This is a genomic window from Photobacterium leiognathi (assembly GCF_030685535.1).
Lineage (GTDB): Bacteria > Pseudomonadota > Gammaproteobacteria > Enterobacterales > Vibrionaceae > Photobacterium > Photobacterium leiognathi.
The window spans coordinates 862594-875372 of the sequence record NZ_CP131599.1 but is presented as its reverse complement, the minus strand read 5'-3'; the positions used below and the strand labels follow the sequence as shown (position 1 = coordinate 875372).

Below are 12779 nucleotides of genomic sequence, written 5' to 3'. Positions count from 1 at the left end.
AAATTAGTTATTATTATTAGTAAATATATTAAGCAGCACGGACTGTTAATGGTAGTTCACGACCATTTTTAGTCAATGATAATTGAATGAGGTTTAAATCACGAGAACGGAAAGCCCCAGCGCAACTTAGTAAATAATAGCGCCACATACGGTGAAAACGTTCACTGTATTGTTCTGAAATTTTGTACCAATTCTTCTCGAAGTTTTCACACCACGCCATTAGAGTAAGATCATAATCAGGGCCAAAGTTATGAATATCTTCAATGTTCATTTTACCTTCAATGGCTTGGCTTAATTGCGCTACTGACGGGACGACACCGTTCGGGAAAATATATTTATTAATCCAAGGGTCGGTATGATTTACAGAAATAGGGCTACCAATGGTGTGCAATACAAAAATGCCGTCATCTTTTAAGAATCGATCTGCACATTGGAAAAATTCATCATAGTTGTCAGGTCCCACATGTTCAATCATACCGATGGAAACAACACGGTCATATTGCTCTTTCGGTTGGTACTCACGGTAATCTTGAAGGATGATCGTAACAGGTAAGCCTTTCTCATCAGCTAATTGCTGACCAAGCTTCATTTGTTCTTTAGATAAAGTTAAACCATCACAAATAACGCCATATTTTTCAGCGGCATAATTCATAAAGCTTGACCAACCACAACCGATATCCAATAAGCGCATACCCGGTTGTAAATCTAATTTACGGCAAATTAGGTCTAGTTTATTTTCTTGTGCTTCATTTAGATTCGCGGCATCTTTCCAATATCCGCAAGTGTAAACCATGCGTTTGTCTAACATATTGGTATATAAATCATTACCTATATCGTAATGAAAAGGGACGTCTTCTTTTACACGGGAAACAGATTGGTTGTTAATAAAGTTTTTTAACTTAGATACGCCAATTTTAGCCGCCAGTTTAAACTTTTCTGTATTTGATAATTTTTCTTCAATATTTGCACGTAACAGTTTTGAAATTAAGATATCTATACGTTGGCAATCCCAAAGATTATCCATATAACCTTCACCAAAAGCGATAGTACCTCTAGCAAGAATATCATCAAATAATCTTTCATCATTAATAGTAATATCCCAAGGACGATCACCATTAATTTCAATGTCAGCTTGACGTAATAGATCTGAAAATAGTTCTTTATTTGGCATAATACACCTGGTTATATTTTTGTTTCGATTGATTATTTTTAATAAATATATTAACAAGCAATATGATTTATAAAATTTTAAATAAGTGAAAGACGTGTTAAGCGTTATAAAACGTATAATACAAACAACGACTTATGTATCATTTCTTTGTGTGAATATTTTAATATATGTTTTATTTACTGTATTTATGATTAATGACAGATAAGTGCTAAAAACAAATATCAGCCAGACACTAAATAAAGACAAAAAACGGCGACCAAAAGGGATTGCTCGCCGTGGCAGTAATTCGATTAATATAGCTTAGCCATGAGCCGCTAAGCGGTTTATTTACAAACTTAGGTGCGGGAAGCTTGATAAATAGGGTCGATTGTTTCTGCCAAAGCAGCATCAAACTCAGATTGAGGCTGATCTGCATATAAATTATCGGTAAGTACACGAGAGAAACTTGCAATAATACCGTCGTTTTCTGCTAATTTTTCACAGGCTTTTATTAGTGGGAAACCACCTGATAAAGCAACAACTCTAATCACATTAGGATGTGAGATCGTATCGGCATAGAGATTAGGTTGTTCTGGCAGTGTGAGTTTCAGCATAACGTAATGGTTAGGGTGCAAATTGTCTAATTGAGACATTAACTCACGATTTAATATAGTTTCAGCTTGTGCTTTTTCAGGACTATCAATGCTTACTTCAGGCTCAATAATAGGTACTAAACCAGCATTGATAATTTGTTGAGCAAATAGAATTTGCTGTGCAACCACATCTCTAATGCCTTGTTCATTGGCTTCCCAAATCACAGAGCGCATTTTAGTGCCGAATACATCTTTAGTTTTGGCTTTAGCTAAAAGCTGATCTAGCTCTGGCATTGGTTTCATTAATTGTACGCCATTAGCTTTATCTTCTAAGCATTTATCAACTTTTAAAAAGGGAACAATGCCTTTTTCTTCCCATAAATATTGTGAAGTTGGTTTACTCTCAATTTCACGGTCTAACGTATTTTCAAATAAAATAGCGCCGATGATTCGATCACTTGTGAAGACAGGGCTTGCAATAATACGAGAACGCATGGCATGAACAAGATCATACATTTGCTCGTCATTATTGTAGTCTGATTCATTAATACCATAAGCTTTTAATGCTTTAGGAGTGCTACCGCCACTTTGGTCAAGCGCTGCAATGAAACCATCTTGAGTACGCATTTTTTCTAGCTGTTTTGAAAATGTCATCATAATTCCCCCTGGGGCTGCTTGTGATTCAATGCCACATGCTTCAGCGTTTCTACACGTTTATTTGGTACAAACTATAACGAACTCTTTGATTGCTGAATTTTTAATGTTTGACAAAAAAAATCTAAAAACAGTCATCGTGTGTTTTTTATGCGGACATGTCGATTAAGAATGGCATTTACCTCGGATTTAACATCATCACGGCTTCGCCATCCCCATAAACGTTCTCTTGCTTCTTTGGAGCTACGTTCGAGATCAACAATGGGTGAGAGATAACAGCTGTTGTTATCAAGTTGGTACATCACAATTTCTAATTCTGTGAGAGTCCAAGGTTCAAATAGCAAAGGAGCGGGGACATTTGCTAATTCAGGTACCCATTTATGGATAAACTCTCCATCAGGATCATGCTCTTGTGCCTGTTTGGTCGGATTATAGATACGAATAGTGTTAATACCAGTGACTCCAGCTTGCATTTGGAATTGGCTGTAATGAATACCGGGTTCGAAATCTAAAAACAATTGAGCAAGATGAGTGACACCGTCACGCCAGTCAATATTTAAGTGGTGGGTCAGAAAGCTAACAAGCATTGAACGCATTCTAAAATTGATATAACCCGTGTGATACAAACATCGCATGCAAGCATCTATAAGAGGGATCCCAGTATTGCCTTCTTTCCAAGCGTTAAGTTTCAATTCGTCTTTAGAACAATACTGAGCCAATAAGCGATCATAAGTACGATTCATACAAAAAAATTCAATATCAGGCTCTGATTCAAATTTTTGGATAAAGTGGCAATGCCAGTGCAGCCGAGATGACAAAGCGATCAAACTTCGGCGAAAGCCTTTAACGTTCCAGTGGGCGAGAACTTGTTGATAAACCTGCCGTAACGAAATATTGCCCCAAGCTAAATAGGGAGAAAGGCGGCTACAAGCCGTACGTGATGCAGTTGGGCTGGAAATGGAACGATAATATTCTTTACCGCGTCGGCTAAAAAAATCATCAAGCGTTTGCAATGCTAACGTGCTTCCTCCCGTTTGCATTCCCTGTACACGCTCACACCATGACTTTGGTGGAGAAAATAGCATATCGGCCAATTGATCAGGTGAAATACTTACCCAGTTAACCTTGTCTAAATTAACCGAATATAAAGGTGCTCGCATGACACGATTCCAATGCTTATCCCAGTTCGTTCGGGTTTTTGCGCCTCTTATAACAGCACCTTGTTGAAATTCGTGCCATTGAATCTGCTGCTTATCGCACCATGCTTTTATATTAAGATCACGCTCAAAGGTACAACCTAAGCCAATTTCTTGATGAGAAAACAAGGCATTAATAGGGAAGTGGTGCATTAATTTATCTAAACACTCAACAGCATTACCATGAAAGATAAAGACTTGGCTATTTGCACCAGCAAGTTGATGATTCATATCTTCTAAAGATTGCCAGATAAATCGCCAATGTCGCTCACTATAATGAGGATCACTGAGTAACATTGGCTCCATGATATAAATAAGCATCACAGGCAAGTCGCTATTTGCAGCAGCTGAAAGCGCTTGATGATCGGAGAGGCGTAAATCACGTTTAAGCCACACCACATTTACTTTTTTCATCAATCTAAACGTTCTTCTATGATTAAAACAACCTATAGCAATACGAAGTAATTAATCTTTTTTCTCACTTGGCACGTAAACATGCTGCAGCACTCATTTCGTTTAATGTTTAAAACTAAGAGGAGGTACACATGACAATGCCACTAAGTAAACTGGAAAAGTTCTTCTACATTGATAAATTGGTTGTTCATTCGTTAGATCTATCCTTGTATCAAGCATCAGTAGTTATAGATGATCAAGAACATTACATTACGAATGAAAAAGGTGATTACATCCGAGCGATTTCTATATTAGAAATACAAAAAATGTGTAGGAAATTAAAAGTAAAAAGCTGGGTGCTCAGACAACAAAGTGCCTACGATGAAATGGTAGGTATGCCAAATGGTAAACAAGATAACACGCTAGAAGTGCCACTGAGCAATAATAAGCTATATTAATCTTAGTTGGTGCCCGTTTTAAAATCTTTAATATATTTATTATAGATATATTAAATGACTTTATTAATCACAGTGTGAATGGTAGGGGTGTAAACGTTTAATAAGCGCGATTTAATGCTAAAGTGTAAAATTGCGTTATTCATAATGGTGATTGCTAGGATATGTTTCAAAAATAAAAAGTTAGTAATATTATATTCCTATTTTTCGATAGAAATGTTTTCTATAGACTTTAGAGTACAATATTCACTATCGGCAAAAATCAATATGTTCCTTATTATCTCGCAATAATAAGCGACTATATTAATAGACGATTAAAAACATAGTGGAAGCATTCATGTCTTCTTATCGCCTAAACAACACATTAAAAACAAAAATAAAAAAAACGTTACTTTTATCCTTAATTGCATTACCGATTACTGCTTCAGCGCATACTTATACCGACCATCATTCTCATCTTGATAAAAAACACCATTCACTAAAAGAACACTCAACTACATCGCACCATACACATCATGTAGCCCAAACACATACACTACATAGCAAACATCACCACAAAAGTGAGACAGAACATAAGTCAGCTATTTACCACAAAACAACACATGAATTAAAAAGTGCACCTAAGCACCATTCAGAACATAGTACACATCATGCTGTTGTACATGAGCATCACAAAACGAAAAGGCATGAAGTACAGCATCATTTGCATACAAAAAAACGCTCAAGTGTTCATAAATATCACCATATAGTAAAAAGAAAACACACGATTCCAGTTGATTACTTCACAACGGCAGGGCATTACGGACATCATCATTCGATGTGGTCTTCATTAATGCATTTCAGGCTACCAAGCAGAATAAAGTCTAAAATCTGGCATTCTTATGAACGCTGGGCACACACACCGTATCGCTATGGTGGCACAACTCATCGAGGTATAGATTGCTCTGCGTTTGTAAGGCGAGTTTTCTCTGAAGTTTTCCATATACATTTACCAAGAACATCGCTGCAACAAGTTAAGCTAGGTTTTAAAGTTAAAAAAGAAAATGCCCATTATGGTGATCTGGTTTTCTTTAAAACTGAGGGTTCGCATCATCATGTTGGTATCTATTTAGATCACGGACGATTTGTAAATGCTACAAGTTCTCGTGGTGTGGCAATATCTAATATCAACCATCCATACTGGCGAAAACGTTTATGGCAAATTAGACGTTTAGTCGCCGCTTAAACATAAAACGCAGCTATGGTAGCTGCGTTTTTATTTGTCTGAATGTTTTAAAAGCCTCAAGATCTGATAGAGAACTTGAAGCCGTTTTGCTTTTCGGTAATTCCAGATAATCCTTGTTAAAGAATGCACAGCGTTCGCAGAACAAGAATTATTAATGGTAATTACCTATTTTATGGTAAATCCGCAATACTGTTAAATGACCCTGTAACAAACTAAAAAGCACGCTTAATCAGTAAAGTAGTGTGGATTGTGTGACAACTAAATTCCAACTATAAACAACATTATTACCCCAGACATTCTATTTAACTATTCTGGGTTTTAGTGAGGTTTATGAGTAAAAAAAACACAAGTAACTGTATATATTAACTTAATATTAAATATTGCAGTCGAACTACATTCATGAACCTTGTTTTAGTTCATGAGTTCATTAATCTACGTATAAAAAATATACAAAAATGGGTACCTAGGTTCATGAACTTTAATGTTTTAAATTGTGATATTAATCACAATGAAATCGACGCTATTAATCCAAGCCACATCATTATCTGATGGAAATTAGGAATCTATTATTTATGATAGCGATATTGAAAGCTCATCTGCAATAAACCTAATAATAATCTAAATTGAATATAGCAAAAATGATGCAATGTGGGAGTTGAATACTTTTTGAATTTTACTCAGATAATAAAACAGTGATATCCATCGTTCGCAGAGTTGATGAGTATAAGCTTAAATTCAAAAGAGAGAGTTTAGGTATTTGTTAAGTACATTCAGAGTGCATGTGAACCTAGTCTGATAAATAGAATGTACGTTGATTTTTGAGATGGGTTTGAATATGAACCAATATCTCTCTGCATGTGCTTCTTTGCCTTGCTGAAAGATTGAATAGTTGTATTACCTTGGTAGTAAGTATCGGCAACACTAAAAGTTGGTATTAGTACCGGAGTAATAAGTACTAATTGTTTAATGGTCACAATGTCCTGTTGATTACGTAAATGAATAGCTAACAATAACCGTAACTTATTAAGAGTATCTTAGAAACATCAAAGAAATAACCCTTCTATCATCCTTGAATCGCTTGAGGTACATATACAGCCAATTACATTTGGTGATCGTATGAGGTGACTCATTAGTCAACCATAACAATGATATCGTTGTTATGGTTGATTGACAAAAACGTTTCTGAACCTTAGGAAACGCAATAACGATATCTGTTGAATTCAATTAATTTAAGCAATTGATTGTTATGTAATTATTGCTTTGTAGAGTGTTGGGGATATAAGTTGGTGACAATCGGATACGCTGCAAAGTGACAAACCAATCTGAATATGGGCGCTGTTCGTTTCAAGATAAGCATCTTGGTGATCGACCAGAAGTATTACTACGATATCAATTGAATAATTTTAGTGAACATTGATGGTATAAGTTTGTGACAATTAGATGCGTAGTAAAGAGGCAAACCAACCTGAATAGTGTATGGATACGTTATTAGCTTCAAGAAAAGCATATTGGTGATCAACCGGAAGAATTACAACGATGTTCGACCTGTGCCATCAGGCATCAATGATGTCATATGTTGCCCTGACAAACTTAGATCTGGTTTGTGGATAGATGCATACCAAACATAGCTAAAATATGCCCACAAAAACAGTCCTAAATTTCCAGTAATATTTCGTTACGCTTATGAAATTTACCTTACAACACGCAGGTGTATTATATAGGTATATACCTATATATCTATATACTTATCTGAGAATTATGAAAAAGGCAATATTGCTTACAGGTTTGTTCAGCGTTCCAATACTGGCTGCGACGGAATCCCCTCAAATTTTTGTTGGGGTAAAGGGTGGTTATCAATGGGTCCTAGACGACAATTATTCCCATTCAAATCCAGAGGGCACAATTTTAGGTCTCTATGGTGGGTTACAGTTTGCTCCCTCTTGGAGTTGGGATTTAGGTTATCAATATCACGATGAACTAAAGGCGGACGCCACATCGGTTAATGTTAAAACTTGGTTGATTGAAAGTGCTCTTCGTTACGATTGGTACCTACAAGATGACCTAAGTTTATACGGTCGAATTGGTGCTGCTTATTGGGACATGGAAAAAACGCAACTGTCTTCAAATGAGAGCGATGCAACAGGTTTTTCTCCTCTCGGTGAGGTAGGGATTAACTATCACTTTAACCCTAACGCCCGATTATCAACGGGCTATCAATATATTGACAGTATTGGTAATTCAAACACGGGTAAGTATGATAGCCATGGATTATTGGTCAGTTTAACCTATACATTTGGCAGTACAACACAACCAGCGTTAGTCGAAACAGCGCCAACTTCTATTATTGAAGATACTCCTGTTAAAGAGACTGCCACTGTAAAAGTACCTCCTCAAATACAGGCCTTTTCACCAAAAACTACAGATCGATTGTTATGAATAAATATTTTAAATCACTATTTGCAATCGTGATTTTTCCACTATTAATGCTATTAACCGTTTGTAATTCAGAAGGTGCTTTCTCCGATTCAACCGTAAAATTAGAACGTATAGACATCACCGCTTCACCGATAACAACACGAGGTGTTAGTGGATTGACGCTTGCGGTAGGTAACAAGCAGCCCTTTGAAGCGGTTGGTCACTACTCTGATGGTTCATCTCGCACATTGACGGATTTTACCGTGAGTGCTTGGCACACAAGCAACTCTGATGTAGGACGCTTTGATGTTCCAGGCGTATTTACCGCGACTAACGTGGGTAATACGACCCTCACAGCCACCAAAGATGGTGTAACGAGTAATGCGGTGGATGTGAATGTGTCGGCAGCGGTCATTACATCGATTCAAGTGACGCCTTCACCGGTCAACGTAGCAAAAGGTCAGACTCAGCAGTTAACTGCAACAGCGACATTCAGTGATGCGACGTCCTCTGACGTGTCTAACTCAGTGACGTGGACTCCTATCGATACGGCGACTGCTACCGTGTCATCAGCAGGTTTATTGTCTGCGGTTGAGGTGGGTAATACGACCCTCACGGCTACCAAAGATGGTGTAACCAGTAATATGGTGGATGTGAATGTGTCGGCAGCGGTCATTACATCGATTCAAGTGACGCCTTCGGTCAACGTAGCAAAAGGTCTGACTCAGCAGTTAACTGCAACAGCGACATTCAGTGATGCGACGTCCTCTGACGTGTCTAACTCAGTGACGTGGACTCCTATCGATACGGCGACTGCTACCGTGTCATCAGCGGGTTTATTGTCTGCGGTTGAGGAGGGTAATACGACCCTCACGGCTACCAAAGATGGTGTAACCAGTAATATGGTGGATGTGAATGTATGTGCGGATTTGGCGGGTGCATGTATTGATATCTTTGATACGGGTAGCGGTAAGTTATTTACCAATTCACCATCAGTGGCCTATCTAGACAGCATTAGCGGAAGTGCTACAGACGATATTGTGACTTATCCTTCCAATTCTTTCGGCCCAGCTGGTGATTTCTACAAATTCTACTGGACTAACGCAAATGAACTATGTACTACCTACAACACCCTTAGTCTCGGCGGACGGACGAACTGGCATTTACCGACACAAGACGAGTTATTTGAGCTAAAACCAGCATTACATTCAGGTGGATTTAACGCGCGCGATTGGTCTATCAGCCCCGCCTATTGGTCGGCGACTCCTGATGGTTCTAACTATTACTTAGTTAGCCTTCGCAGTACCAGTAGCGGCACCGCCAGCCGCCCTCCCGACCATTTCGCAATTTACGTATCCTGCGTCTCAAATCCTTAAAGTTGAGCGTTTAGAGTTTAACGTTTTAATTTTTAATTTTTGAAGTGTCAGAGTTGCATCTGGCACTTTTTAAAAGGGGGAAGATAGGTGAATATTGAAACTAAATTAGCATTGGTTGAAAGCAGTCAACGTATTGTTGGCATAAAAGAGGGGATGTTTGTACGTTTCTATGAGCAATCACTCTTTGGTTGGCAGCAGTGGGTATCTAAACAGGACCAATTACCGACATTGAAGGTGTTAAGGAAAAAGGTTAAGAAATTGAATGGAAGAGAGGTGTTGTATGGTGGGCTTCCTATAGAATCATTAAAGCAAGCTTGAATTGACATAGGTACAAAGGCTGTTATTGAGTTAGAAATAATCATCGATTTTTCTGAGTGGGAGTCTTGGAGGCAAGAGCAGCGTGCTCAAATGGACAATATTGAAGATAAATCATCTTGTGCCCCTTGTGATGACGATCTGTTAAATCGTCGATATGTTCGATTATTTTTACCCGAAGCAATCGTCAATAAAGTGATGATGACGAAAGCTTCAAGCTCTTCATCAGATTGGTTGTTGATTCCTGTCAAGCAAGCGATATAACGTTTTAATAAGATGGTTCTCGGAAAATCAACAGGGAACATAGCGACAATGTCGTGCTCAGAGAATGTTAACGTTAAGGTGTTAACATGTGGGCCCTGGTATGTTATCGGCATTTATGACCTTATGGGTATTCAAGGGAAGCGAGTCGAAAGGCAACACTTCGAGTTAAACAATAAATGCAAACGCGCGCGGTTGGCCGACGAACAACAACTATTGGTCGGCGACTCCTGATGGTTCTAACTATTACAACGTGAACCTCAACAATGGCATCGTCAACAGCAACAATCCGAGCAACACGAACTACGCATCCTGCGTCTCGCCAATAGAGTCCAAAGATGCCAACAGCACCTCACCGACACGCAAACCATAGGCGAACATCAGCCTGTGAATAAGGTAATTACGATACTGCTGGAATGCATCCTTGAATGGGTTTTGAGGGTTGTCCACTTCCTCGAAATATTCACCAGTCTCTGTATCGGCGAACGCAGGGGTAGAGGGAATAAGCATATTATTCAGCTCAACATTCTGCTTTTCCGAGATACTCTTATACCTGTGTACAGGAGCGTTCTGCGCCACCTCTATGCTGTTAAAATCTTTCATCACGTATTCTAGCTTTTCACGATTTGCCTTGCTGAAGATGTGAGCTTCATGTGGCGTTAGATCTTGATATGCCGTGTTCATGTAACGAATGTTGAGATACCGGAAGAAGCCGCTAACATTCCTTATGTGATTGCCATAGGTAACCTTGTTTGACTTGGTGATCCCGGAGTAGAGAAAGTCCAGACCGACAATATCTTCTAGATTATTGAGGTGCTGCTTACCAAGTAGGTACTTGAAGAAACCATTAAACTCATCGATGAACTCCGAGATATCGTAGCCAGCCTTATGGAAGGCGTAATCGAAGGTTACCTTGTGCTTTTTGAAGTAATAGACATAGAAGAAGCGCAATGAAGCGTAAATGTTTTCCTGAATACCTAAACTTTTCTTACTCAGCTCATTCCGTCCATAGATAGTCACAAACAATGACGGAAGGGTGGTCACGTCATCGACCATGACATGCGATAGCTGTCCGTTTCTTGAGATATGTAAGTTGGTGTAAGACGTAAACTCATCCATATTTAACTATTCTGGGTTTCGGTGAAGTGCGTGAGTGAGTGAGTGACATAAAATGCATCTAAGTGACTGTACTTTTTAGATTTTATGTTAAACGGGGCAGGGAGCACGCATTCATTAACCACATTTTAGTTCATGAAGTCATGAATCACAGTACAAAAAATGCACAGAAAAGAAATTTAGGTTCATGAAGTTCATAAATCAAATTTGTGAGATTAGTCACAAAGAAATTCAGTTTGCCTCGCTAAAAACTCCACACTCTGTTGTAACTGAGAATGTGGAGCTACGTGGTGTTGGTCACTGGGTTATCCGCAACCAAATCAATGAGCATCTAACCTAAATACGCAAAATGCGTATCTCTACTCTCCATGGTGCCTAGGAACCCTGACCAAATGTTAGTTATATAGCTAACTTTCAGAGCGCTAAGCTGTCTGAGATCATTAAAGATCGAAACTTAAGGTGTATCAACATGGCTAACAAAGAAAAGTGTGACAACAAAGTTTGAAACTCACTTTTGCCCCATTATCATTCAGAGCAAATACTCATTCATATCGCATTAACGTGATTTTGGATTAGTTTTATTTACTGTGTATATCAACAGTTATAATGAAACGTGGTGATTTTATCGCTTTAGTTCTGTTTTTAATAAGAAATATTTCTTGTTAAAAACAGAAAGTGAAATCATAACCAATTGAAAATTATACCATTTAATATTTCAGTTTGTATTTAATAAGACTGACTAAATACATTTCTTACTTTTCACATCCTCTCATTGAGCGTCAGGCGTGAAAAATTGTTATCAACTTCATGATATATATAGATTATATCTAGTATGATAAAGATTTTTTATGCGTGTATTTTTGCGCGAAAGTAAGAATGCTTATTAATATACTGTTAGTTTTCAAGAGGTGAATATGACTAAAATAGAAGAGATCCGTAAGAAAATTCGAACGAAGAAAGAGTCTGATTTTGAAAGCTTAACATTTACTTTTTCTGCAAACGATATCGAACTGGCTCAAGAATTGGCAAAGATAGATTTTTCTTACTATCAAAACAAATATGGTCGGCAAATCAATAATTCTGTCGATAGTTCAATGGTAGGAATTCTTGGAGAAATAGCGGTATATCACGAATTGGATAGTTTACAAGATTTTACTGATATGTCTTGGCTTGCTGGAAAGGAACGAATCTCGATTCTTGATGGGAAACCTGATTATCAATTGGCAGATTTAGAATGTAAACAAGCTGGAGTAAATCGAAAGATCGAAGTTAAAACAATTAGGTTTGGTGATCCAGAGGGGCAAATTCTCGTCGATCATGCTCATAAGTATAAGACCAACAATATTGACTATGTGGTGTTTGTTCAAGTAATGGAGTTAGATGAAAGCTGGAAAGCCAAAATATATAATATTGTCGACTTGAACCAAATTGTTGCTTCAAAAGTTACCACCAATTGTTTTGGTGCTCCCTGCTATGAAGTTCCTAAGACTCAGTCTGTATACTAAGAAAACTAACAAAGCGTTTAAGAGGGATTCTCAACGCTTGGCATTTTCAGTTTGATTCGGCTTTAGTGTTTACTGCACAATGGTTTAGGTTAGGTGATCGCGTTGTTCACCCCTTAACGCGGCGT

Annotated in this window: 13 protein-coding genes; 9 read left to right on the top strand and 4 right to left on the bottom strand. The window is 38.0% G+C overall.

What is annotated here, in order from left to right:
• Positions 1 to 28: 28 nt before the first annotated feature.
• The 3 genes from cfa to Q7674_RS04070 form a co-directional block, all read right to left on the bottom strand.
• Complete coding sequence (gene cfa, locus Q7674_RS04080) at positions 29 to 1171, bottom strand: cyclopropane fatty acyl phospholipid synthase (protein ID WP_045062406.1); 1143 nt, start codon at positions 1169 to 1171, stop codon at positions 29 to 31.
• A gap of 335 nt (positions 1172 to 1506) precedes the next feature.
• Positions 1507 to 2400: a fructose bisphosphate aldolase gene (locus tag Q7674_RS04075; protein WP_237156705.1), complete on the bottom strand. Its 894-nt coding sequence runs from the start codon at positions 2398 to 2400 to the stop codon at positions 1507 to 1509.
• 131 nt (positions 2401 to 2531) lie between these two features.
• On the bottom strand, positions 2532 to 4007 hold the full coding sequence (locus tag Q7674_RS04070) for an FAD-binding domain-containing protein (RefSeq protein WP_045062409.1): 1476 nt from the start codon (positions 4005 to 4007) through the stop codon (positions 2532 to 2534).
• Positions 4008 to 4138: 131 nt separating this feature from the next.
• Here Q7674_RS04070 and Q7674_RS04065 point away from each other — a divergent pair, with 131 nt between their 5' ends.
• The 7 genes from Q7674_RS04065 (at position 4139) to Q7674_RS21945 (ending at position 10406) form a co-directional block, all read left to right on the top strand.
• Positions 4139 to 4444 carry a DUF6482 family protein gene (locus tag Q7674_RS04065; protein ID WP_023935073.1) on the top strand — a complete coding sequence of 102 codons (306 nt, stop codon included), beginning with the start codon at positions 4139 to 4141 and terminating at the stop codon, positions 4442 to 4444.
• A gap of 334 nt (positions 4445 to 4778) precedes the next feature.
• Positions 4779 to 5666: a C40 family peptidase gene (locus Q7674_RS04060; protein ID WP_107229548.1), complete on the top strand. Its 888-nt coding sequence runs from the start codon at positions 4779 to 4781 to the stop codon at positions 5664 to 5666.
• Between the two features lie 1758 nt (positions 5667 to 7424).
• Positions 7425 to 8102 (top strand): outer membrane beta-barrel protein, encoded by a 678-nt coding sequence (locus Q7674_RS04055; protein ID WP_237156706.1) that lies wholly within the window; start codon positions 7425 to 7427, stop codon positions 8100 to 8102.
• Positions 8099 to 9457: an Ig-like domain-containing protein gene (locus Q7674_RS04050; protein WP_305421779.1), complete on the top strand. Its 1359-nt coding sequence runs from the start codon at positions 8099 to 8101 to the stop codon at positions 9455 to 9457. Before Q7674_RS04055 ends, Q7674_RS04050 begins: the two co-directional genes overlap by 4 nt.
• An 87-nt stretch (positions 9458 to 9544) precedes the next feature.
• Positions 9545 to 9775: a hypothetical protein gene (locus Q7674_RS04045; protein ID WP_045062412.1), complete on the top strand. Its 231-nt coding sequence runs from the start codon at positions 9545 to 9547 to the stop codon at positions 9773 to 9775.
• A gap of 90 nt (positions 9776 to 9865) precedes the next feature.
• Positions 9866 to 10036: a hypothetical protein gene (locus Q7674_RS04040; RefSeq protein WP_155395142.1), complete on the top strand. Its 171-nt coding sequence runs from the start codon at positions 9866 to 9868 to the stop codon at positions 10034 to 10036.
• 172 nt (positions 10037 to 10208) lie between these two features.
• Positions 10209 to 10406 carry an adhesion domain-containing protein gene (locus tag Q7674_RS21945; protein WP_501037463.1) on the top strand — a complete coding sequence of 66 codons (198 nt, stop codon included), beginning with the start codon at positions 10209 to 10211 and terminating at the stop codon, positions 10404 to 10406.
• Here Q7674_RS21945 and Q7674_RS04035 read toward each other — a convergent pair.
• Positions 10337 to 11152 carry a hypothetical protein gene (locus Q7674_RS04035; protein ID WP_107229550.1) on the bottom strand — a complete coding sequence of 272 codons (816 nt, stop codon included), beginning with the start codon at positions 11150 to 11152 and terminating at the stop codon, positions 10337 to 10339. The two genes, Q7674_RS21945 and Q7674_RS04035, sit on opposite strands and share 70 nt — an antisense overlap.
• A gap of 184 nt (positions 11153 to 11336) precedes the next feature.
• Here Q7674_RS04035 and Q7674_RS04030 point away from each other — a divergent pair, with 184 nt between their 5' ends.
• Complete coding sequence (locus tag Q7674_RS04030; RefSeq protein ID WP_155395143.1) at positions 11337 to 11489, top strand: hypothetical protein; 153 nt, start codon at positions 11337 to 11339, stop codon at positions 11487 to 11489.
• A 574-nt stretch (positions 11490 to 12063) separates the two neighbouring features.
• Positions 12064 to 12654, top strand: coding sequence for a hypothetical protein (locus Q7674_RS04025; RefSeq protein WP_045062416.1), 591 nt, complete (start codon positions 12064 to 12066; stop codon positions 12652 to 12654).
• Positions 12655 to 12779: the final 125 nt, after the last annotated feature.